A 23,346-nucleotide genomic window follows, 5' to 3' on the forward strand; every position below is an offset into this window, starting at 1 on the left:
AAAGGGCAGCAGGCAAGGTAAAATGCATTTACATCAGGAAATGCCGTGCCAGCATTGGCCCGGTGAAGGTCTTTTTCAGGTAAAACCCGCGCGGTAACGTCATGATCGGCTGGCCGAATTCGCCGATTGCCCTGGTCAGCGCCCGGCTATTGGCGGCCTTGGGCCTCAACTGCAGCACCTCGCCGTGGCGCGCGGTGATATGTTCCACGCGCCCGAGTACGATTAAATCCATTAATTCCTCCCAGTCATTTTGCAACAGCGATTCTTCCTCGGCGCTGGGACTCCACAGCAGCGGCGTGCCGATACGGCGCCGGGTGAGCGGGATCGCGCGTTCGCCTTCCACCGGTATCCACAGTACCCTGGCCAGCTTATACCTGACATGGCTGGACGCCCAGGTGACGCCGCTGTTGCCGGTCAGCGGCGCGACACAGACAAAGGTGGTTTCCAGGGGGCGGCCGCGGCTGTCGACCGGTATGGTTTTCAGTTCCACCCCGATGGCGGCAAAATCCTGCTCGGGTTTACTGCCCGCGCTGGCGCCCAGGTAACGTTCCAGCAAGACGCCGATCCAGCCTTTATCACGTTTCAGGTTGGCCGGCATTACCAGGCCCGCGTGCGCCGCCAGTTCACCCAGATTATAGCCCGCCAGGGCGCTGGCGCGCGCCAATAGCTCTATTTCGTCCCCCGGCGGGAGGATCGGTGTGGCGATGAGGGGAAGGGTCATAAACAGTTATCCGCGTGCTGTATAAAAACTAATCGGCCGCCGGGGCCGTCCGACCCAGGATCGGCATTTAATCATCAACCATAAATAATAGCATGATTTCACACTCTTTTTTAAGCGTCGATCGCGTTTTTCCGCCGGCGCGCCCGAGGTTGTACACCTGAAGCGGGCGACAATGAACAGGATCTTACACCATGTTATCCACAGAAGTATGGGATAAACCTAATAAACTGGCACTACTGTCACTATTTACAGCCTTGACGCCCCTGTTTTTTACAGGTTTGTACATATATCGCCGCGCTTTACAGCATAATTTGTGGATAAAATCATCATCGTCTGTTTTTTAACCTCATCGCGCGCAACCGGTGGACAGGCGGATCCCGCACGATCGTTCCCACGGCGGGATCCGGCAACAGGCGATTGAAAATCATTGTGTTTTCCCGCGGCGCGTTTTGCAAAGCCGGCGCGCGGCGAAAAGTTTTCCCTCTTTAACCCAGTGTTCTGCACATACCTATCCACAGAAAAAGTGAATAAAAGCACCGGCAGTTATCCCCGGCTGTTGATAACCATGCCGCATCCGGACGCCATTCGACGTCCAGGAAGTCGGACATTCCTTAAAAGCAGTGGTTTACCGTATTGAGCGAGTGTGAAACAATCAGGCTATCTTGCATTTTATGTAATCGAGGTAGTCCGGTGATCGATGATGATGGCTACCGCCCGAATGTTGGTATTGTGATCTGTAATCGTGATGGGCAGGTGGTATGGGCCAGGAGATATGGGCAGCACTCATGGCAGTTTCCCCAGGGCGGCATTAATCCCGGCGAAACCGCGGAACAGGCCATGTACCGTGAACTGTACGAAGAGGTCGGGCTGAGCCGTAAGGATGTGCGCATACTGGCCTCCACCCGTAACTGGTTGCGTTACAAGCTGCCGAAGCGTCTGGTACGCTGGGACACCAAGCCGGTTTGTATCGGCCAGAAGCAAAAATGGTTCCTGCTGCAGCTCATGTGCCCGGACGCCGATATCAATATGCAGCGCGGGGGCACCCCTGAGTTCGACGGCTGGCGCTGGGTCAGTTTCTGGTACCCGGTGCGCCAGGTGGTTTCTTTTAAGCGGGACGTTTACCGCCGGGTAATGAAAGAGTTTTCTACTATTGTCATGCCGTTGCAGGAAAGCGCTGTGCAACGGACTCTCCCAGGCTACAGACGGAAGAGGGGTTAAGCCACGCAGAATATGCTCACGCGCTTGCGGGAAATCGTTGAAAAGGTCGCCGCCGCGCCGCGCCTGTCGGATACGCTGGAAATTCTGGTCAATGAGACCTGTCTGGCGATGGATACCGAAGTCTGTTCGGTTTATCTGGCCGATAACGATCGCCGCTGCTACTACCTGATGGCCACGCGTGGTTTGCAAAAACCGCGCGGGCGCACCATCACGCTGGCTTTCGACCAGGGGATCGTCGGGCTGGTGGGCCGCCTGGCGGAGCCCATCAACCTGGCCGATGCCCATAACCATCCCAGCTTCCAGTACATTCCGGCGGTAAAAGAAGAGCGTTTCCGCTCCTTCCTCGGCGTGCCGATTATCCACCGCCGCCAACTGCTGGGCGTATTGGTGGTGCAGCAGCGCGAACATCGGCAGTTCGACGAAAGCGAAGAATCCTTTATGGTGACGCTGGCCACGCAAATGGCCGGTATTTTGTCGCAATCCCAGCTCAACGCGCTGTTCGGCCAATACCGCCAGACGCGCATCCGCGCGCTGGCCGCCGCCCCCGGCGTGGCGATAGCCCAGGGGTGGGTGGACAACAGCCAGCCTTCGCTCGATCAGGTTTTTCAAGCTTCGTCGCTGGACAGCGCGCGCGAGCGCGAGCGCCTGACGCTCGCCCTCGGCGAAGCGGCGGCGGAGTTCCGCCGTTTTAGCAAGCGTTTCACCGCCAATGCGCAAAAAGACAGCGCGGCGATTTTCGATCTTTACTCCCATTTGCTTAACGACGCGCGCTTAAAGCGTGAGCTGTTTGCGCGAATCGATGCCGGCGCCATGGCCGAATGGGCGGTAAAACAAGTTATCGAGCTGTTCGCCGAGCAGTTCGCGCAGTTGAATGACAGCTATATGCGCGAGCGCGCCGGCGATTTACGCGCCCTCGGGCAACGCCTGCTGTTTCATCTGGGCGATAACATCCAGGGCGAGACGCCCTGGCCGTCGCGTTTTATCCTGGTGGCCGATGAGCTGAGCGCCACACTGCTGGCCGAGATGCCGCAGGACAAAATGGTGGGCGTGGTGGTCAGGGACGGCGCCGCCAATTCCCATGCCGCCATCCTGGTGCGGGCCATGGGCATCCCAACCGTTATGGGCGCCGATATCCAGCCGGCGCTGCTAAACCAGCGGCTGTTGGTGGTGGACGGTTATCGCGGCGAGCTGCTGGTGGATCCCGAACCGGTGCTGGTGCAAGAGTACCAGCGTTTAATCAGCGAGGAAAAACAGCTCAGCCGCCTGGCGGAAGACGATGTGGAACAGCCGGCGACCATGAAAAGCGGCGAGCGCATCCAGGTGATGCTTAACGCCGGCCTGAGCGCTGGACATGAACAGCGTCTGGGCAATCGCGTGGACGGCGTCGGCCTCTACCGCACCGAAATTCCGTTTATGCTGCAAAGCGGATTTCCGTCCGAGGATGAACAGGTCGCGCAATACCAGGGCATGTTGCAGCTGTTCCCGGCCAAGCCGGTGACGCTGCGCACGCTGGATGTCGGCTCGGATAAGCAACTGCCCTATATGGCGCCGCTTAATGAGGAAAATCCCTGCCTGGGCTGGCGCGGTATCCGCATCACGCTCGATCAACCGGAAATTTTCCTCATCCAGGTGCGCGCCATGCTGCGGGCCAACGCGGCTACCGGTAATCTCAGTATCCTGCTGCCGATGATCACAAGCGTCGACGAAATCGACGAGGCCCGGCGCCTTATCGACCGGGCCGGGCGCGAGGTGGAGGACATGCTGGGGTACGCGCTGCCGCCGCTGCGCATCGGGGTGATGATTGAAGTGCCCGCCATGGTGTTTATGTTGCCGCTGTTGATCAACCGGGTGGATTTTGTCTCGGTGGGCAGTAATGACCTGACCCAGTACCTGCTGGCGGTGGATCGCAACAATACCCGGGTGGCGGCCATGTACGACAGCCTGCATCCGGCCATGCTGCAGGTATTGGTGAAAATCGTCGCCGAGTGCCGCCTGCTGGGGCTCGATTGCAGCCTGTGCGGCGAAATGGCCGGCGACCCCATGGGCGCGCTGCTGCTGGCCGGCATGGGTTATCGCACCCTCAGCATGAATGGACGCAGCGTCGCCCGCATCAAATACCTGCTGCGTAATGTGGAGCTCGGCGACGCCGTTACCCTGGTGGAACGGGTGCTCACCGCGCAAAATGCCATCGATGTGCGTCATCAGGTGGCGGCGTTTCTGGAGCGCCGCGGGCTGGGCGGTCTTATCCGCGGCGGCAGGTAGGACGGCCGGCGGCGCAACCCGATATTAAAAACGCGTAAATTTTCCGTCGCCCCGCCGCGAACATTAGGCCGCTATGCTATGATATGCCGCCATCGGACGAACCAGGCGCACGGCGACGCAACGCTTTTTCGTGACCGAACGGCCTGCCGCCCCGTCGCATCGACGCGGTGAAAATGACTTAAATCGTGGTGATGAATGACAATGAATTATCTGGCCTTCCCGCAGTTTGACCCGGTGATTTTTTCCGTGGGACCGGTGTCGCTCCATTGGTACGGCCTGATGTACCTGGTCGGTTTCGTCTTTGCCATGTGGCTGGCGGTGCGCCGCGCCAACCGGCCCGGCAGCGGCTGGACCAAGGATGAAGTGGAGAATCTGCTGTATGCCGGGTTCCTGGGCGTGTTCCTGGGCGGACGCATCGGCTATGTGCTGTTCTATAACCTGCCGCAGTTCCTCGAGAATCCGCTTTATCTGTTTAAGGTATGGGACGGCGGCATGTCGTTCCATGGCGGCCTGATGGGCGTTATTATCGTGATGCTGTGGTTTGCCCACCGCACCAAACGCCATTTCTTCCAGGTGGCGGATTTTATCGCCCCGATGATCCCCTTCGGCCTGGGCGCCGGCCGGCTGGGCAATTTTATCAACGGCGAACTTTGGGGGCGCGTAACGACGGATACCCCGTGGGCGATGCTGTTTCCCAGCTCGCGCGCCGAGGATCTGGCCCTGCTGCCTTCGCATCCGCAATGGCAGGCGCTGTTTAACCAGTATGGCGTATTGCCCCGCCATCCCTCGCAAATTTATGAGCTGCTGCTTGAAGGCGTGGTGCTGTTTATCATCCTGAATGTGTTTATCCGCAAGCCGCGCCCGCTGGGCAGCGTCTCCGGCCTGTTTCTGATGGGGTACGGCGCGTTTCGCATTATCGTGGAGTTTTTCCGCCAGCCCGACGCGCAGCTCGGATTATTCGACGATGCCATCAGCATGGGGCAAATCCTGTCGTTGCCGATGATTATCGCCGGTCTGATTATGTTTATCTGGGCCTACCGCCGCCGCCCCCAGCAACAACTGTCCTGAGGTCACATGAAACAGTATTTGGAACTGATGCGCCTGGTTCGGCATCAAGGCACGCCGAAAGCCGATCGCACCGGCACCGGCACCTTATCGATTTTCGGCCATCAGATGCGCTTTAACCTGCAGCAGGGTTTTCCGCTGGTCACCACCAAACGCTGCCATCTGCGCTCGATCATTTATGAGCTGCTGTGGTTTCTCAACGGCGATACCCAGGTGGATTATCTGCATGAGCACAATGTGTCCATTTGGGACGAGTGGGCGGATAAGGACGGCAATCTCGGCCCGGTGTACGGTAAGCAATGGCGCGCCTGGGGCGCGGCGGATGGCCGCCGGATCGATCAGCTGAGCCGGGTGATCGAGCAGTTGCGCCAGGACCCCGACTCACGGCGCATTATCGTTTCCGCCTGGAATGTGGGCGAGCTGGATCAGATGGCGCTGGCGCCTTGCCATGCCTTGTTCCAGTTTTATGTCGCGGACGGTACGCTGTCCTGCCAGCTTTACCAGCGCTCATGCGATATTTTCCTCGGCCTGCCGTTTAATATCGCCAGCTACGCGCTGCTGGTGCATATGGTGGCGCAGCAGTGCGACCTGCGGGTGGGGGATTTTGTCTGGACCGGCGGCGATACCCATCTTTACAGCAATCATCTGGAGCAGGCCGACCTGCAGCTGACGCGCGCGCCGCGTGAACTGCCGCGCCTGGTGATCAAGCGTAAGCCCGCGTCGCTGTTCGACTACCGTTTTGAGGATTTTGATATCCAGGGTTACGACCCGTATCCGCCAATCAAGGCGCCCGTGGCAATCTGATATTGCGCGCCCGTTAACACGTCTGCTTTGCACGGGAGGTTAACGGGCCTGCCGCGCCGTGGGGCGCCATAGTTTTGTTATGCTCCCCGCAATATTTTGTCTGTTTGCACCTCTCCCCTAAATCCATGCGACAGCCCGTCGCACTTTGCGTCTTACCCGGTAGCGCGGCGGGATGGATAGCCGCTATCCTGCGGTGCATGAAAATTCCCAACCTGTCACAGCGGGGCTATACCCTGATTGAAATGATGCTGGTGCTGGCCTTGACGGCGATGCTGGCGCTGTCGGGCACGTTTGTCTGGCGGCATTACCAGCATAAATCCCAGCTCGAACACGCGGCGCGCCAGATAGCGGATTTCATGCAGCGTTTACAGTGCCGGGCCGCCTGGGGCAATCATCATTATCGCATCAGGGTGCGAACCGGCCTGGACTGGTCGCTGGAGGCGCGTGGGGACGCGCAGGCGCGCCCTATGCCGGCGCCGGCAATGACCTTGCGGCGGCAGGCGTCCGCCGGGAGTATCCGGCTGGAAATTTCCACGCCCGGCTACCTTACCCTGGCGGGACTGCGCAATACCGCCACGCCGGCCCACCTGACGCTCAGCAACCCGGCGGGCAGGATCAGGGTTATCCTGTCTGGCAAGGGGCGGGTCAGGGTGTGCAGCGAGCACGGCCGCTGGGCGGGGATCGGGCCGTGCTAAACCGGGCGCAGCGGGGGGCGGGCCTGGCGGAAACCCTGGGCGCCCTGGCGGTGGTGTCCCTGCTGCTGCTGGCCGGCCTGCGGCTGTTGCCGCTATTGCATCGCCTCAGCCACGGCGGCATGCAACAGGCCAGGCTGGTTCGGCAGATTGATTACAGCCTGCTGGCCATGGAAAAAGATTTGCGCCGCGCCGGTCATTGCCGGCCGCCCTGCGCACGGTCCGGCGTCGTGCTGGGGCAGCGACGCGGCGAGCGTGAAAATTCCTGCCTGATCGTCAGTTACGCCTTTTATCCGACCGGGGCCAGAACGCCGGGAGGCCGCGTCGTCAACGATACCTTCGGCTACCGTTTGCATCGCGGCGCCTTGGAAACCCAGCGCGGCGTCAGGCATTGCGACGAGGCGGGCTGGGCCAATATGCACGATCCCCGGCAGTTGCGGATAACACGGCTCAGGTTTGAACCGGTGGCGGCCCATGCATGGCGGATCACGCTGCATGGCGTGCAAAGCGATCGTCCCGGCGGCGGGTATCGGACCAGCCGGATCGTTGTCGGGCGTAATGGATGAATACTCAATCGCAGCGGGGCGGCGGCTCCCTGGCGGCGCTGCTGGCCGTATTGTTTACCGGCATGGCGGCCCTGGCGGCGTGGCAGCGTTTTATGGATGCTTCCCTGGCGTTGATTGCCGATGAACAGCATTACCTGAGCGCTTTTCATCAGGCCGAATCCGCGCTGTCGTGGGGAACCGGCCAGTGCTGGCGGGGGGAGGACGGGCAATGCCTGCGGCCGCCGGGCGGAAATTTCCAGGCCTGCCTGCTGGCGGGGGCGGGCGGCAGATGGATACTGCGCGGCCACGGCGATGGTGTAGCCGAACCGGTGTATCTGTACCGCGTGGTGGCGATGCGCCCTGTGGGGCAGTTGGGGGACGGCGCAACATCATGGCGTCTGACGCCGCTGCCCGCGGGCTGGCTGGACTACCACCCGGGCTGAATCCTTTGCGAGGTGTAATGAAAAGCTATCATCAGCGGGGGCACGGCATGCCGGAAGCATTAATGGCGGTACTGTTGTTTTCGCTGGTGGCGCTGTTTATGCTGCACTATCTGCAGCGGCTGGCGAACCGGCAGGAGGATGTGCGCCAGTACCGCCAGGCGTTGACGCTCAGCCACCAGGCGTTGGAAGGATATCGCCTGCCAAGCCTGCGGGACAGGCTGGCTGACAGCATGGACCTGCCCGCCGGTTGGCGGCTCGATATCGTCGTACAGCCGCTGGCCGGCGGCTGTACGCGGGTCAGTGCCGGGGTCGCAACCGCGCGCGGGCAACGGGCAACGCTGTGCGAATGGTTTTGTTTGCCCGTGGATGCGAAGCGACGTGGGGGTGATACCGTCGATGGCGGATGATCAACGCTTGTTTTCAGCGCGAATACCGCTAGAGTGTCGGCATGAGTAACACCCGTTGGGTCAGGCGAAAGGGGGCGGCATGTTTACGGTGTACCATTCAAACCAGCTGGATTTGCTTAAAGCGCTGGCCGCCGCGCTGATCGAGGGGCGTCCGCTGCGCGATCCGTTCCAGCCGGAGGTGATCCTGGTGCAAAGCTCCGGCATGGCCCAATGGATGCAGATGGCGCTGGCGGCGCGGTTCGGCATTTCCGCCAATATCGAATTTCCCTTGCCGGCAAGCTTTATCTGGCAAATGTTCACCCGCGTATTGCCGGATATCCCGCAGGAGAGCGCGTTCTCCAAGGATGCCATGACCTGGAAACTGATGGCATTGCTGCCAAAGCTGTGCCAGCAGCCCGGGTTCGAGGTGATCTGCCAGTACCTTAAGGATGACGGCGACCGGCGCAAATGTTTCCAGTTTGCCGCCCGTATCGCGGATCTTTTCGATCAATACCTGGTCTTCAGGCCGGACTGGCTGGAGCGCTGGCAGCGCGCAGAGCCGGTGCCGGACCTGGGCGACGCCCAGTCCTGGCAAGCCCCGCTGTGGCGGGAACTGGTGGCGTTCACCGACCGGGCCGGGCAATCTCCCTGGCATCGCGCCAACCTCTACGCCCGATTTATCCAGACGCTGGAAGAGGCGGCCGAATGTCCGCCGGGCCTGCCCGAACGCGTATTTATCTGCGGCATTTCCGCCTTGCCCCCCACCTATCTACAGGCGTTGCAGGCGCTGGGGCGCCATATCGACATTCATCTGCTTTTCACCAACCCTTGCCGCTATTATTGGGGCGATATCCGCGATTACGCCTTCCTGGCCAAGTTGCAAAACCGCAAACGCACCCATTACCGGGAGCCACGGGAACAGGGCCTTTTCCGCCGGCCGGCGGAGGCCGGGGCGCTGTTCAACGACGCGGGAGAACAGCAGGTCGGCAATCCTCTGCTGGCTTCCTGGGGTAAACTGGGCCGCGATAACCTGTATCTGCTGGCCCAACTGGAGGGCGTCCAGGAAGTAGACGCCTTTGTCGACCCGCCGGACGACGGCCTGCTATCCACCCTGCAGCGCGACATACTGGAACTGGAAGATCATGCCGTGGTCGGCATGACCCGCGAGACGCTGGAGAACAGCCGGACAAAACGGCTGCTGCAGCCCTCCGATCGTTCCCTCAGCCTGCATGTCTGCCACAGTCCGCAGCGCGAGGTGGAAGTGCTGCACGATCGGCTGCTGGCGATGATCGGCGACGATCCCAGCCTGTCGCCCCGCGACATTATCGTCATGGTGGCGGATATCGATCGTTATACGCCCGCGATCCAGGCGGTATTCGGTCATGCCGGCAGCGGGCGCTATCTGCCGTTTGCCATTTCCGACCGGCGCGCGCGCCATATCCATCCGGCGCTGCCGGCGTTTTTGTCCTTGCTGGAGCTGCCGCAAAGCCGCTTCGCCGCCGAACAGGTGCTGGCGCTGCTTGAGGTGCCGGCGGTGGCGGCGCGTTTTTCGATTAACGAGGACGGGCAGAAGTTGCTGCGGCAATGGGTCGCCGAGTCGGGCATCCGCTGGGGCCTGGACGACGATAATATCCGCGAGCTGATGCTGCCCGCCACCGGCCAGCATACCTGGCAATTCGGGCTGACGCGCATGCTGCTGGGGTACGCCATGGACAGCCATAGCGGGGACTGGCGAGGTATTCTGCCTTACGACGAATCAAGCGGGCTGATTGCGGAACTGGTGGGCCATCTGGCGGAATTGCTGGCGCAGCTCAGGCGCTGGCGGGACATCCTGCGGGAACCGCGCGACCTGGCCGGATGGCTGCCCTGTTGTCGGGAACTGGCGGCGGACTTTTTCCTGCCGGACAGCGAGACCGAAGCCGCGCTGGCCCTGCTGGAAACCCAATGGCAGGAGATCCTGCAATTCGGCCTGCAGGCTGCCTATGACGAACCCTTGTCGATCACGCTGCTGCGCGACGAATTATCCGCCCGGCTGGATCAGCAGCGCGTCAGCCAGCGCTTCCTGGCGGGCACGATTAATTTTTGCACGCTGATGCCCATGCGATCCATCCCTTTCAAGGTTGTGTGCCTGCTGGGCATGAACGACGGCGTCTATCCGCGTTCGCTGCCGCCGCTGGGGTTCGATTTAATGGCCGGCCAGGCGAGACGGGGCGATCGCAGCCGCCGCGACGATGACCGCTACCTGTTCCTGGAAGCATTGCTGTCGGCCCAGCAGCGTTTTTACATCAGTTTTATCGGCCGTTCGATCCAGGATAACAGTCAACGCTATCCGTCGGTGCTGGTCAGCGAATTGATCGAGTATGTCGCGCAGAGTTTTTACCTGCCGGGGGATGAGGCGGTGGATGTGGACACCAGCGCCGCCCGGGTCAGCGCGCATCTGTGCCAGTGGCACAGCCGCATGCCGTTTGCCGCCGAGAATTTTATCAAGGATACCGAACAGCAAAGTTTTGCCGCGGAGTGGCTGCCCGCCGCCAGCGCGGGCGGCAAGCCCCATCCCGAGTTTACCCGTCCGCTGGACCCGCAGCCGGTTACCCTGCTGGCGTTTGATGTGCTGAAACGGTTTTACGGCCACCCGGTGCGCGCCTATTTCCAGCAGCGTCTGGGCGTCTATTTCCGCCTGGAAGAAACCGAGCTGTCCGCCGACGAGCCGTTTGTCGTCGAAGGCCTGGACCGCTACCAGCTTAACGACCAACTGCTTAATACGCTTATCGCCGGGGAAGATCCCGACCGGCTTTACCGTACCTTCAGGGCGGCCGGATACCTGCCCTACGGCGCATTCGGCGAACTGTATTGGGCCAAACAGCGCGATGAAATGGCCCTGCTGGCTGAAACGGTGCGCGAACAACGCCGTGATGGGGCGCAAAGCATCGAGATAAGCCTGATGCTGGGCGACGCCGAACTGAGCGGCTGGCTGCCCCAGACGCAGAGCGACGGCTTGCTGCGCTGGCGTCCGGGCGTTTTATCGATGAAAGACGGCATGGCGCTGTGGCTGGAGCATCTGGCATGGTGCGCCATGGGCGGCGGCGGGGAGAGCCGCATGTACGGCACCAAGGGCCAGTGGCGTTTTGCCGCGTTGGCGCCGGAGCAGGCGAAAGCGTTTTTACTGACGCTGGTGACGGGTTATGGCCAGGGCATGAGCACGCCGCTGCTATTATTACACCGCGCCGGCGGCGCATGGCTGGCACAAAGCTACGACCACGGTACGGGCGCCATTGATTGGGGGGAATCCTGCCAGCTCCAGGCGCGCGATAAGCTGATGCAGGCCTGGCAAGGGGACGGCTACACGCCCGGCGAGGGACAAGACCCCTACCTGCAGCGGCTGATGCGGCAACTCAACGCGCCGCATGTCGAGGCGATTATCCAGGCGGCGCAAACTTACCTGCTGCCGCCGTTCAGCCTCAATCTGGCGGAAGCCGAAAAGGCACGACGGGGGAAAAAAAGCACGTTAAGCTAACAACACCGGCGATAGTCGGTAAATACATCGCGAAATAAGCGAAGAGGCCATGGCCGGCCCTTCAGGGTTGTTGGAGAGTGGAATGCGTAGATTGGTTGTGGGATTGTTCAGTTGTGCTGTGTTGTGTTGTTTGGGCATTGCGCCTGCCGTAGCGGATATCGCCGGCTGGCAGCCGATAAAGGAGACCATCCGCAAGAGCAGCAAGGACATACGCCAGTACCAGGCCGTCAGGCTGGCCAACGGCATGACGGTATTGCTGGTCAGCGATAAGCAGGCGGTGAAGTCGCTGTCCGCCATCGCGGTGCCGGTGGGATCGCTTGAGAACCCGGATGACCAGTTGGGCCTGGCCCACTATCTTGAACATATGATCCTGATGGGGTCGAAAAAATACCCACAGCCGGAAAACCTGGCGGAATTCCTGAAAAAGCACGGCGGCGATCATAACGCCAGCACCGCCTCCTACCGCACCGCATTTTACCTCGAGGTGGAAAATAACGCCCTGGAGCCAGCCATCGATCGCCTGGCGGACGCCATCGCCGAGCCGTTGCTCGATCCCGGCAACGCCGACAAAGAACGTCATGCGGTCGATGCCGAACTCACCATGGCCCGCGCCAATGACGGCTTACGCATGGCGCAAATCCGCGCCGAAACCATGAATCCCGCCCATCCCGGCTCGCGTTTTTCCGGCGGCAACCTCGACACCCTACGCGATAAGCCGGGCAGCAACCTGCACCAGGCGCTGAAGGCGTTTTATCATCGTTATTACTCCGCCAACCTGATGGTGGCGGTGATCTACGGCAATCAGCCGTTGCCCGAATTGGCGCGGATCGCGGCCGCCACCTACGGACGCGTGGCCAACCGCCACGCTACGGTGCCCAAGATTACCGCACCGGCGGTGACAAAAAAGCAAACCGGCGTCCTGATCCACTACCAGCCGGTGCAGCCGCAGAAAATGCTGCGCATCGAGTTTCCCATCACCAATAACAGCCAGGCTTTTCGCAGTAAAACCGATACTTATATCAGTTACCTGATTGGCAACCGCAGTCCGAACACCCTGGCTGACTGGTTGCAGAAACAGGGACTGGCGGATGCCATAGACGCGGGCGCCGATCCCATGGTCGATCGCAACGGCGGGGTGTTCGCCATCGCCACGTCCCTGAGCGATAAAGGGCTCAGGCAACGGGATGAAGTGGTGGCGGCAATCTTCAGTTACCTGAAGACCCTGCGCGAACAAGGGATACAGAGGCAATATTTCGATGAGATTGCCCATGTGCTGGAACAGGATTTCCGCTACCCGGTGATTACCCGCAATATGGATTATATCGAATGGCTGGTGGACTCCATGCTGCGGGTGCCGGTACAGCACGTGCTCGATTCCGCCTATGTGGCGGACCGCTACGATCCCAAGGCCATCGCCGCGCGCCTGGACGGCATGACGCCGGACAAGGCCCGCATCTGGTTTATCAGTCCGGACGAGCCGCATAACAAAAGCGCTTATTTTGTCAACGCGCCTTACCAGGTGGATAAAATCCCGGCGCAACGGCTGACGTTATGGCGTCAGACCCAGCCTCATATCCAGCTGTCGCTGCCGGCGCTCAATCCCTATATCGCCAGCGATTTTTCATTAATCAAAGCCACCGCGGCGCCGGCCTATCCGCAACTGCTGATCGACGAACCGGGACTGCGGCTGCGTTATATGCCCAGCCGGTATTTCGCCGACGTGCCGCGGGCGGATATCACCCTCAATTTCCGTAATCCCGCCGTCATGGCTTCCGCCCGCAATCAGGTGCTTTATTCCCTGAACGACTATATCGCCAGCCAGGATCTGGCCGAGCTCAGCAATCAGGCCTATGTGGGCGGCATCAGCTTTTCCACCTATGAAAACGACGGGTTGACCATTAAAGCCTCGGGGTATACCCAGCGCCTGTCGCAACTGGTATTAAGCCTGGTGGAGCGTTACGCCACCTTTACGCCGACGGTTGATCAGCTGTTACAGGCCAAAAGCTGGTATCGCCAGCAGCTGGACGGCACGGAAAAAGAGAAGCCGTACGCGCAGGCGATGATCCCGGTCAAAGTGTTGTCGGCCCTGCCGTATGTGGAACGGGATGAGCGGCGCGCCCTGATTGACGGCATGACGGTACAGGATGTGATTGATTACCGCGAAACCCTGTTCAAGCCCACCGCGCTGGATATGCTGGTGGTGGGCAATATGACGCCGCAGCAGGCCACCGAGCTGTCGGCACAGCTGAAGAAACAGATAGGTTGGACGGGCACGCAGTGGCGGCGCGCCGACAAAGTGCAGATTACCCGGCCGCAGCTGGCCGTGATGCAAAAACAGGGCGGCAGTTCTGATGCGGCGCTGTCCGCGGCGTATGTCCCCGCCGGCTATGACCGGATACAGGGCATGGCTAATAGCTATATGCTGGCGCAAATCGTGGAGTCCTGGTTCTACCAGCAGCTGCGCACCCAGGAACAGTTGGGATATGCGATTTTTATGGTGCCAGTATTTGTCGGCGACCAGGGCGGGATCGGTTTTGTGCTGCAAAGCGGCACCCGCCAGCCCGCATACCTTTACCAGCGTTACCAGGCGTTTTTCCCCGAGGCGGAACGGCGGCTGCGCGCTATGGCGCCCGCGGATTTCGAGCAGTATAAGCAAGGCATTATCAGCCAATTGCTACAGCAGCCGCAGACGCTGGCCGAAGAAGTGGGACAATATACCGATGATATCGAGCGCGATAACCTGTCTTTCGATACCCGTGCTAAAGTAGTGGCGGCGCTGCGACAGCTGACGCTCGCGCAGTTGGCTGATTTTTTCCATCAGGCGGTGATTGCGCCGACCGGGCTGGCGCTATTATCCCAGATTGGCGGCAGCGGCGACGGCCACGCTCCGGCGGAATATGCCGCGCCCGCGGGCTGGCAGCTTTATCCCAACGCCTCGGCGCTGCAAAGGACGTTACCCGTGCTTGCTCATCAATAGAGGAAAACAGCATCCTTGACCGCGCAGATACTTAATCCGCTGACGTTGCCGTTGCAGGGCGCAAGCCTTATCGAGGCGTCGGCGGGTACCGGGAAAACCTACACGCTGGCGGCGCTTTATCTCCGCCTGCTGCTGGGGCTGGGCCAGCAGGCGGCTTATCAGCGCCCGCTCAGCGTGGAAGAAATCCTGGTGGTGACCTTTACCGAGGCGGCCACCGAGGAACTGCGGGGACGCATCCGGGAGAATATCCACCGCCTGCGGCTGGCCTGCGTGCGGGGTCCTTCCCTGCGTGAACCCGGCAAGGACGACCTGTTTCAAGAACTGCTGGCCCAGGTCGCCGATACGGAGCATGCCGCCCGTTTACTGCTGGCGGCCGAACGGCAGATGGATGAAGCGGCGATTTATACCATTCATGGCTTTTGCCAGCGCATGCTCGGCCAGAATACCGTTGAGTCGGGTATGTTGTTCCAGCAAACCCTGGTGGAAGACGAATCGGCGCTCAGACGCCAGGTCTGCGCCGACTTTTGGCGCCGCCATTGCTACCCGCTGCCTTACGCCATCGCCCAGGCCATACACCAGGAATGGGACGGTCCGGAAAAACTGTTGGCTGAATTGCTGCCTTATATGCAGGGCGAGGCGCCGGTGGTGCGCAATCCGCCGGATAAAACCGAGTCCATCCTGGCGCGGCATGAGCGCATTATCGCCCGCATCGACGCCCTTAAGCGGTCATGGCGCCAATCCGCCGGTTTGTTGCCGGCCCTGGTGGGCGACTCAGGCGTCGATAAGCGCTCATACAGCAGCAAAAACCTGCCTGTGTGGCTGGATAAAATGTCAGCCTGGGCCGCCGCGCCAACCGATGATTATGCGGTGCCAAAAGAGCTTGAACGCTTCCGCCAATCGGTACTGCGCGCCAAAACCATCAAGGGCAGCCCGCCCGAACATGCCCTGTTCGACGAAATCGACCGGTTTTTCCAGGAGGCGTTGACGCTGCGCGAGCTGATTTTTGTGCTGGCGCTGGATGAAATGCGCCTCGCGCTGCAACTCGAAAAGCGCCGGCGCGGTGAACTGGGCTTTGACGATCTGCTTAGCCGTTTTGACGAGGCGCTGCGGGGCGAGGGCGGTGACGCCCTGGCGCAGTCGGTGCGCGCGCGCTATCCGGTGGCGATGATTGACGAATTCCAGGATACCGACCCCCAGCAATACCGCATTTTCCGCCGCCTCTATGGCGGGCAGCCGACCTGCGGGCTGGTATTGATTGGCGATCCCAAACAGGCGATTTATGCTTTTCGCGGCGCGGATATTTTTACCTATATGCGCGCCCGCAGCGAAGTTAGCGCCCACTATACTCTCGGCACCAACTGGCGCTCCTCGCCGCCCATGATCGGCGCGGTGAACCGCCTGTTCCAATCGCTCGCAAACCCCTTTATTTTTGCGCAAATTCCCTTTTTGCCGGTCGCCGCCGCCCCGGAAAACGACGCGCTGTCGCTGATGGTCGACCAGGCGCCGCAGCCGGCGCTGCGGGTCTGGCTGCTGGCGGGGGACGGAACCGGTGTAAGTGAGTACCAACATTTAATGGCGCGCCAGTGCGCCGCCGCCATCAGCGACCTGCTGACCGCCGGCCGGGACGGGCGCGCCTGGCTTAACGGCCGCAAGGGACGCGAGGCGCTGCAGGCCTCGGACATGACGGTGCTGGTGCGTAACCGTAATGAAGCCTCCCTGGTGCGCGACGCGTTAAGCGCATTGTCGATCCCCGCGGTTTACCTGTCCAATCGTGACAGCGTTTATGAAACGCCGGAGGCGCGCGAGCTGCTGTGGTTGTTGCAGGCAATCCTGATCCCGGGCCAGGATAACGCCCTGCGCTGCGCCCTGGCCACCAGCCTGATGGGGCTTGACGCCCAGGATATCGATGCCGTCAACCACAACGGCCAGGCCTGGGACGCGCTGGTGGATGAGTTCGCCGAGTATCGCCAGCTGTGGCGGCAACGCGGCGTGCTGCCGATGCTGCGCCAGGTGATGATCGCCCATCAGATAGCGGAGAACCTGCTGGCCAGCGTCAATGGCGAACGCAGGCTGACCGATCTGCTGCATCTGGCCGAACTGCTGCAGGAAGCCTCGGCGCAGCTGGATAACGAACACGCGCTGGTGCGCTGGCTGGCGTTGCAGATTGAACAGCCCAACACCCAGGCCGATAACCAGCAGCTGAGGCTGGAAAGCGACCGCCATCTGGTGCGGATCACCACGGTGCATAAGTCCAAGGGATTGGAATTTCCCCTGGTATTCCTGCCGTTTGTCGCCGATTTTCGTCTGCAAAAGCGCCCCTTGTTCCATGACCGCAGTGATTTCCAGGCCTGGCTGGATCTGGCGGCCTCCGAGGAGAGCCTCGCGCTCGCGGAGGAAGAGCGGTTGGCGGAAGACCTGCGCCTGCTGTACGTGGCGCTGACCCGTTCCATTTATCAATGTTGCATCGGTATCGCGCCGCTGTTTCGCGGCTCCCGTGCCAAAAACGGCGATACCGATGTGCATCAAAGCGCGTTGGGCTACCTGATACAGCAGGGCGAGCCCGGCGGCGGCGCCGTCCTGCGGGCGCGGCTTGAGCAGCTGTGCGCAGCGGATATCGTCCTGGACGTGATTACCCAGCCGCAGGGGCGCCCCTGGCAACCGGCCGTGACGGCGCGGCATAGCCTCGCCGCCCGGCGCTTTCAGCCGCGCGCGCAGGACAATTGGCGCGTCACCAGTTATTCCGGCCTGCAACAGCACGGCGGCGGACCGGGGCTGATGGAACTGCTGCCCCGGCTGGACGTCGACGCGGTGGGCGAACGCCGTCAGGATGCCGAACCCGAGCTGTCGCCCCATACCTTTGCGCGCGGCGCCTCCCCCGGCACCTTCCTGCACGCCCTGTTTGAATCGCTCGATTTTACCCGGCCGCTTGATAAGGATTGGCTCAATGGGCAACTGGCGCAAAACGGCATCAGCGACATCTGGCGACCGGTTATCGGGCAGTGGATGGACCGGGTATTAAACGCGCCGCTCGGCGCCTCCGGCATTACGCTCTCCCGGCTGGCGCCGGGGCGGAAACAGGCGGAGCTGCAGTTCTATCTGCCGATCGACGCCACAGTGACCGCCGGCGCGCTGGATACGCTGTGCAAACGCTACGATCCGTTGTCCGCGCGCTGCCCGCCGCTGGATTTTCCCCAGGTGCGGGGAATGCTGAAGGGGTTTATCGACCTGGTGTTCTGCTGGCAGGACCGTTATTACCTGCTGGACTACAAATCCAACTGGCTGGGCGAAGACGATGCCGCCTATACGCCCGAGGCGATGGCGCAGGCCATGGCGGAGCATCGCTACGATCTGCAATACCAGCTGTATACCCTGGCGTTGCACCGTTACCTGCGCCATCGCCTGGCGGATTATGATTATCGCCGCCATTTTGGCGGAGTCTTTTATCTGTTCCTGCGCGGCGTCGCGGCCGATAATCCCGGCAACGGCATATTTTACTGCCGCCCTGAACCGGCCCTGATTGACGGCCTGGATACATTATTCAGCCAGGGCGCGGCGGTCACCAGCGAGTATAAGGCGATTTAATGGACGTTGTGATCGAGCAGGCGCAATTACTGCGGCTTTGGCGGCCGCTGGATATCCAGTTTGCCCGCATGCTGGCGAGCGCGGATGAGCCGGCGCTGCTGCTGGCTTGCGCCTGCCTGAGCGCCGACGCCGGCGCCGGACATGTTTGCCTGCCGTTGACGCTATTGCAGCCCGGCGGCCTGTTCAACGGCCGGCATCCGCAACTGGCCGAGCATGCCTGGCGCCTTGCCGGCAAGCCCTCGCCGGACGAGTGGCCGCGTTTGCTGAACGCGTCGCCGGCGGTCAGCGACGGTTCCAGGCCCACCCCCCTGGTATTAGATCAGGGCCGGTTGTATTTGCAGCGCATGTGGCAAAATGAACGGCGGGTCGCGCATTTTTTTAACGCCATCCGGCCCATGCCCGCTGGGGATGAAGCGCTTATCAGGCGGGTGCTGGACCGGTTTTTCCCGGCCGGCGCCGGCGAGGTGGACTGGCAGAAAGTGGCGGCGGCGGTGGCTATCACCCATCCGGTGGCGCTGATTTCCGGCGGCCCGGGCACCGGTAAAACCTCGACGGTGGCGAAAATGCTGGCCGCCATGGTGGTGCTGGGCGGCGATGCCCGTCTGCGTATCCAGCTGGCGGCGCCCACCGGCAAGGCGGCGGCGCGCCTGAGCGAGTCCCTTGGCGCGGCGCTGGCGGCGCTCGGCCTTGACGAACGGCAGCGGCGGCTGTTTCCCGCTGAAGCCGTGACGCTGCACCGGCTGCTGGGCGCGCAGCCCAACAGCCAGCGCATGCGTTACCATCAGGATAATCCGCTGCATGTAGATATCCTGATTGTCGACGAAGCCTCGATGGTCGATTTGCCGATGATGGCCAGCCTGATCGCGGCGCTGCCGCCGCGGGCGCGGGTGGTTTTTTTAGGCGATCGTTGCCAACTGGCGTCGGTGGAAGCGGGGGCGGTGCTGGGCGATATCTGCTTTCTGGCGGAGAACGGCTATAGTCCCGGGCGTAATGCGCAGCTGCGGCGGCTTACCGGCTGCGAGGTGCCGGCGGGTACGCCCGTGGCGGGACACCAGACGGGGGACAGCCTGTGCCTGCTGCGTAAAAGCTACCGCTTTGACGCGGGATCCGGCATCGGCCGTCTGGCCAATACCGTTAACAGCGGCGATGGCCGGGGGGCGCTGGCGTTGCTGAAATCCGGGCGTGATGAGGACGTGGCCTACGCGCCGGTGCGCGACGGCGAAGACTATCTGCGCCTGCTCGACGGGTGCGTGGCGGGCTATCGTGATTACCTGCGGCTGGTGCGGGACGGCGCCGGGGCGGGCGCGGTGTTAGCGGCATTTGACCGCTATCGCCTGCTGTGCGCGCTGCGCGAAGGGCCCTTCGGCGTCGCCGGCCTTAACGCGCGGATTGAACAGGCGCTGGCCCAGGCGGGATTGATTAAGCGCCAGGCGGATGCCGTCGGCAGGGGGTATGCGGGACGGCCGCTGATGATCACCCGCAATGCGCCGTCCCTTGGACTGTATAACGGCGATATCGGTATTATGCTGCCGGATGCGCAGTCGGCGCTGCGGGTCTGCTTCCCGCTGCCTGACGGCACCATCAAGGCGGTGCCGTTAAGCCGTCTGCCCGATCATGAAACCGCTTTTGCCATGACGGTGCATAAATCCCAGGGGTCGGAGTTTATCCATACGGCGCTGGTGCTGCCCAACCAGTTTCTGCCGGTGCTAACCCGCGAGCTGGTCTATACGGCCATTACCCGCGCACGCGAGCGGCTGTCGGTCTATGCCAACGACGAGGTGATAAGCCAGGCCATCGCCACGCCGACCGAGCGGCGCAGCGGCCTGCGGGAATTGCTGTTAAAGGGGTAGGCCGCCGGCAGGCTTGCCGGCGCACGCGGTAGCCGGCGGGCGTCCCGGGAATGCTCGCCGGCGCAGCCCGGTTACTGGCCGGTGAGGTCCGCCACCAGGATTTTTGAACGGCGATGGTAGTTATACAGCGCCTGCTTCTGCTGCGGCAGCACTTCCACTTCCGCCGGGGTAAAACCGCGCTCCTGGAACCAGTGAATGCTGCGCGTCGTCAGTACAAACAGCTTTTTCAGCCCCATCTGGCGCGCCTGTTGCGTAATACGCTGCAACAGCATTTCGCCGCGCGACGAGCTGCGGTAATCGGGATGCACGGCCACGCAGGCCATCTCCCCCAGCTGTTCTTCCGGAAAGGGGTAAAGGGCGGCGCAGGCAATGGTCAGGTTGTCCCGTTCGATAATGGTGAATTTATCGATTTCCATTTCCAGCTGTTCGCGGGACCGGCGCACCAGGATGCCCTGCTGCTCCAGCGGGCGTATCAATTCCAGGATGCCGCCGATATCGTTAATGGTCGCGCGCCGCACCTGTTCCGCGCTTTCCATCACGATCTGGGTGCCGATGCCTTCGCGGGAGAACAGTTCCTGCACCAGCGCGCCGTCATCCTGATAGCTGATCAGATGGCAACGGCGCACGCCGCTGCGGCAGGCTTTCACCGCGCCGCGCAAAAAGCGCACCGTGCCGGAATGGTAATCGCCTTTTTTTTCCAGCGCGTCGATACGCAGCTGGGCCTCATTGGGAAACAGTTCGGATATTATCTCGCCCTTATCGTCACACACCCCTTGCGAAGAACAAAAGCCGATAATCTTTTCCGCTTTCAGTTTGATAGCCAGCTGGGTGGCCACTTCTTCCGAGGTCAGGTTAAAGCTCTCGCCGGTTACCGATACCGCCACCGGCCCGAGCAGCACGATAGCGCCGCTGTCCAACTGGCGATGTATCGCCTCGTCGTCGATACGGCGGATGCGGCCGCTGTGGCAGTAGTCCACCCCGTCGTCCACCCCGAGCGGCTGGGCAATGATAAAATTGCCGCTGACCACATTAATATGCGCCCCCTGCAGCGGCGTATTGTTCAGGCTCATGGACAGCCGCGCGGTAATATCCAGCTGCAGCAGGCCGGCCGCCTGCTTGACCAGTTCAAGGGTCGGCGCGTCGGTGACGCGGGTGTGCTTGTGGTAAATAGGTTCCAGGTGGTGCACCGACAGATTGGCGTCGATTTGCGGCCGTGCGCCGTAGACCAGCACCAGGCGGATGCCCAGGCTGTGAAGGAGGCCGATATCATTAACGATGTTGGCGAAGTTTTCATGTTCGATGGCTTCGCCGCCTAACATGACGACAAACGTCTTGCCCCGATGGGCATTGATATAGGGAACTGAGTGACGAAAGCCTTGGACCAGTTCAGTACTACGTTCCTTCACGGCAAATCCTCTGTGAATGATTATTCTGATTTTGTGTATTTTTATTCTATAAATAGGGTATTGGCAAGCAGCATTTTTCCCCATTCTTGTTTGTAAAGAATCGAAAATAAACCCCGAAGCACTAAGCATAGAGCCTTTTAAGGATGACAGATACCGGCGGATTCGCTAAAGTTTTTGCCATTCGAAAAAATGACTGCTTTTTCATTATATTAGCTTTTATCCTGGGGCGATATGCCGGATTCACATCATAATAAGGGGCGCAGGCGACTGCTGCAGGCAACCGCCGCCACCTGGCTGTTAACGCTCAGTCGCATCGGAATGGCGGCGCCGCTGGTAGTGGCCGTGCGCATCTGGCCCGCAGCCAGTTATACCCGCATTACGCTTGAATCCCAGTCCCCCTTGCGCTATCGCCAGTTTGTCCTTGGCAATCCCGACCGGCTGGTGGTGGATATCCAGGATGCCCAGCTTAATTCGGTGCTGAAGGGCGCCGGTCAATTGGTCAGGGAAGCGGACCCCTACATCAGCCGGATACGGGCCGGCCAGTTTGACGATCGCACCGCCAGGATGGTGATCGAACTGAAGCAGCCGGTCCAGGCGCGCTTCCTGGCCCTGCCGCCGGTGGCCGGGTTCAAACATCGTCTCATCATGGATCTCTATCCCCGGGCCGGCAGCCGTTCCGCGCTGCAGGACGATCCGCTGCTGGCGCTGCTGGAGGACTACAATCAGGGCGATCTTGCGCGCAGCCTGCCGCCCGAATCCCAGGCGCCGCGCGCCGGCAAAGCCGGGCGCGACCGGCCGGTTGTCATCATGCTCGACCCCGGCCATGGCGGTGAGGATCCTGGCGCCATCGGCAAGTTCCGCACCCGCGAAAAGGATGTGGTGCTCAAGATTGCCCGCCACCTGCGCGCCTTGATTGACCGTGAGCCCAATATGAAAGTCTATATGACGCGCAATGAGGATGTCTTTATTCCGCTGAAGGTCAGGGTGGCGAAAGCGCGCAAACAGCGCGCGGATCTGTTCGTCTCCATTCATGCCGACGCGTTTACCAACCGCGCGGCACGCGGCGCGTCGGTGTTTGCGCTGTCCACCAAAGGGGCCACCAGCGCCGCTGCGCGTTTCCTGGCGCAAACCCAGAACGCCGCGGACGATATCGGCGGGGTAGGCAAAAGCGGCGACCGCTATCTGGATCATACCTTGTTTGATTTGGTGCAGACCGCCACCATCAACGACAGCCTGAAATTCGGCAAGGCGGTGTTGCATCATCTGGGGAAAATCGCGCACCTGCATAAACGCAGCGTGGATCAGGCAGGTTTTGCGGTGCTCAAGGCGCCCGATATTCCCTCCATCCTGGTGGAGACCGCGTTTATCAGCAATGTGGAAGAGGAGCGGCGCCTGCGCACCACGCATTTCCAGCAGCAGGTGGCGCACGCCATCCTGGCGGGCATCAAGGCGTATTTTGCGGCGGGTGGGGTGATCTCGGGCCGGTGAGGCGGCGCGTTTTGCGTAATGCAGACAACAAAAAACCCACCTTAGAGTGGGTTAAGCGCTTTAGCCTGTCATTTTTCAAGAAGTGGTTGCGGGGGCCGGATTTGAACCGACGACCTTCGGGTTATGAGCCCGACGAGCTACCAGGCTGCTCCACCCCGCGTCCGATATACTACATCTGTGAGCAGTCAGATGCTTGCTTCTTTTACTCTTTTTTTTAATTCTTTTCTTAACGTATGACTTTTACTGCTTAATTGGTTGCGGGGGCCGGATTTGAACCGACGACCTTCGGGTTATGAGCCCGACGAGCTACCAGGCTGCTCCACCCCGCGTCCGTGGAAGCGCACTATACTCCGGACAGCCTTTGATGCAACCCCTTTTTGCGATTAATCGCCT

General features: G+C 61.2%; 15 protein-coding genes and 2 tRNA genes. 13 read left to right on the top strand and 4 right to left on the bottom strand.

The window, feature by feature from the left end; translation table 11 throughout:
* Window positions 1-28 precede the first annotated feature (28 nt).
* A complete protein-coding gene (mutH, locus tag ABUK12_RS21250; protein ID WP_410013677.1) occupies window positions 29-721 on the bottom strand; it encodes a DNA mismatch repair endonuclease MutH in 693 nt (230 codons plus the stop codon).
* A 690-nt stretch (window positions 722-1,411) separates the two neighbouring features.
* Here mutH and rppH point away from each other — a divergent pair.
* From rppH to recD, 12 genes are all read left to right on the top strand, one after another.
* A complete protein-coding gene (gene rppH / locus ABUK12_RS21255) occupies window positions 1,412-1,939 on the top strand; it encodes an RNA pyrophosphohydrolase (RefSeq protein ID WP_410013678.1) in 528 nt (175 codons plus the stop codon).
* Between the two features lie 12 nt (window positions 1,940-1,951).
* Entirely contained in the window at window positions 1,952-4,201 is a 2,250-nt protein-coding gene (gene ptsP / locus ABUK12_RS21260; protein ID WP_410013679.1) for a phosphoenolpyruvate--protein phosphotransferase, read from the top strand.
* Window positions 4,202-4,396: 195 nt separating this feature from the next.
* The gene (gene lgt / locus ABUK12_RS21265) at window positions 4,397-5,269 is read left to right on the top strand and encodes a prolipoprotein diacylglyceryl transferase (RefSeq protein WP_410013680.1); all 873 of its coding nucleotides are present in this window, start codon (window positions 4,397-4,399) and stop codon (window positions 5,267-5,269) included.
* A gap of 6 nt (window positions 5,270-5,275) precedes the next feature.
* On the top strand, window positions 5,276-6,070 hold the full coding sequence (gene thyA, locus ABUK12_RS21270) for a thymidylate synthase (RefSeq protein ID WP_410013681.1): 795 nt from the start codon (window positions 5,276-5,278) through the stop codon (window positions 6,068-6,070).
* Window positions 6,071-6,267: 197 nt separating this feature from the next.
* A complete protein-coding gene (locus tag ABUK12_RS21275; protein ID WP_410013682.1) occupies window positions 6,268-6,765 on the top strand; it encodes a prepilin-type N-terminal cleavage/methylation domain-containing protein in 498 nt (165 codons plus the stop codon).
* Window positions 6,723-7,328, top strand: coding sequence for a hypothetical protein (locus tag ABUK12_RS21280; RefSeq protein ID WP_410013683.1), 606 nt, complete (start codon window positions 6,723-6,725; stop codon window positions 7,326-7,328). The genes ABUK12_RS21275 and ABUK12_RS21280 overlap by 43 nt, the downstream gene beginning before the upstream one ends.
* The gene (locus tag ABUK12_RS21285) at window positions 7,325-7,750 is read left to right on the top strand and encodes a DUF2509 family protein (RefSeq protein ID WP_410013684.1); all 426 of its coding nucleotides are present in this window, start codon (window positions 7,325-7,327) and stop codon (window positions 7,748-7,750) included. The genes ABUK12_RS21280 and ABUK12_RS21285 overlap by 4 nt, the downstream gene beginning before the upstream one ends.
* Window positions 7,751-7,797: 47 nt before the next feature.
* Window positions 7,798-8,157, top strand: a complete 360-nt coding sequence (locus tag ABUK12_RS21290; protein WP_410013685.1) for a prepilin-type N-terminal cleavage/methylation domain-containing protein — start codon at window positions 7,798-7,800, stop codon at window positions 8,155-8,157.
* A 79-nt stretch (window positions 8,158-8,236) separates the two neighbouring features.
* Entirely contained in the window at window positions 8,237-11,650 is a 3,414-nt protein-coding gene (gene recC / locus ABUK12_RS21295; RefSeq protein WP_410013686.1) for an exodeoxyribonuclease V subunit gamma, read from the top strand.
* A gap of 82 nt (window positions 11,651-11,732) precedes the next feature.
* Window positions 11,733-14,627, top strand: coding sequence for a pitrilysin (ptrA, locus tag ABUK12_RS21300; RefSeq protein ID WP_410013687.1), 2,895 nt, complete (start codon window positions 11,733-11,735; stop codon window positions 14,625-14,627).
* A gap of 15 nt (window positions 14,628-14,642) precedes the next feature.
* Window positions 14,643-18,209: an exodeoxyribonuclease V subunit beta gene (gene recB, locus ABUK12_RS21305; RefSeq protein ID WP_410013688.1), complete on the top strand. Its 3,567-nt coding sequence runs from the start codon at window positions 14,643-14,645 to the stop codon at window positions 18,207-18,209.
* Window positions 18,209-20,059: an exodeoxyribonuclease V subunit alpha gene (gene recD / locus ABUK12_RS21310; protein ID WP_410013689.1), complete on the top strand. Its 1,851-nt coding sequence runs from the start codon at window positions 18,209-18,211 to the stop codon at window positions 20,057-20,059. The genes recB and recD overlap by 1 nt, the downstream gene beginning before the upstream one ends.
* A gap of 71 nt (window positions 20,060-20,130) precedes the next feature.
* Here recD and argA read toward each other — a convergent pair whose 3' ends face one another.
* The gene (gene argA, locus ABUK12_RS21315) at window positions 20,131-21,465 is read right to left on the bottom strand and encodes an amino-acid N-acetyltransferase (protein WP_410013690.1); all 1,335 of its coding nucleotides are present in this window, start codon (window positions 21,463-21,465) and stop codon (window positions 20,131-20,133) included.
* A 231-nt stretch (window positions 21,466-21,696) separates the two neighbouring features.
* Here argA and amiC point away from each other — a divergent pair, with 231 nt between their 5' ends.
* Window positions 21,697-22,953 carry an N-acetylmuramoyl-L-alanine amidase AmiC gene (gene amiC, locus ABUK12_RS21320; RefSeq protein ID WP_410013691.1) on the top strand — a complete coding sequence of 419 codons (1,257 nt, stop codon included), beginning with the start codon at window positions 21,697-21,699 and terminating at the stop codon, window positions 22,951-22,953.
* Between the two features lie 83 nt (window positions 22,954-23,036).
* On the opposite strand, the gene ABUK12_RS21325 is transcribed toward amiC, so the two are convergent.
* Window positions 23,037-23,113 (bottom strand) — tRNA-Met (locus ABUK12_RS21325).
* Window positions 23,114-23,205: 92 nt separating this feature from the next.
* Window positions 23,206-23,282 (bottom strand) — tRNA-Met (locus tag ABUK12_RS21330).
* Window positions 23,283-23,346 lie beyond the last annotated feature (64 nt).

The organism is Sodalis sp. C49 (assembly GCF_046352915.1).
GTDB lineage: Bacteria > Pseudomonadota > Gammaproteobacteria > Enterobacterales > Enterobacteriaceae > Acerihabitans.

Coding starts and splice junctions, on each gene's coding strand:
- mutH (WP_410013677.1), bottom strand. CDS start 721: ATGACCCTTCCCCTCATCGCCACACCGATCCTCCCGCCGGGGGACGAA.
- ptsP (WP_410013679.1), top strand. CDS start 1,952: ATGCTCACGCGCTTGCGGGAAATCGTTGAAAAGGTCGCCGCCGCGCCG.
- lgt (WP_410013680.1), top strand. CDS start 4,397: ATGACAATGAATTATCTGGCCTTCCCGCAGTTTGACCCGGTGATTTTT.
- thyA (WP_410013681.1), top strand. CDS start 5,276: ATGAAACAGTATTTGGAACTGATGCGCCTGGTTCGGCATCAAGGCACG.
- ABUK12_RS21275 (WP_410013682.1), top strand. CDS start 6,268: ATGAAAATTCCCAACCTGTCACAGCGGGGCTATACCCTGATTGAAATG.
- ABUK12_RS21285 (WP_410013684.1), top strand. CDS start 7,325: ATGAATACTCAATCGCAGCGGGGCGGCGGCTCCCTGGCGGCGCTGCTG.
- ABUK12_RS21290 (WP_410013685.1), top strand. CDS start 7,798: ATGCCGGAAGCATTAATGGCGGTACTGTTGTTTTCGCTGGTGGCGCTG.
- recC (WP_410013686.1), top strand. CDS start 8,237: ATGTTTACGGTGTACCATTCAAACCAGCTGGATTTGCTTAAAGCGCTG.
- ptrA (WP_410013687.1), top strand. CDS start 11,733: ATGCGTAGATTGGTTGTGGGATTGTTCAGTTGTGCTGTGTTGTGTTGT.
- recD (WP_410013689.1), top strand. CDS start 18,209: ATGGACGTTGTGATCGAGCAGGCGCAATTACTGCGGCTTTGGCGGCCG.
- amiC (WP_410013691.1), top strand. CDS start 21,697: ATGCCGGATTCACATCATAATAAGGGGCGCAGGCGACTGCTGCAGGCA.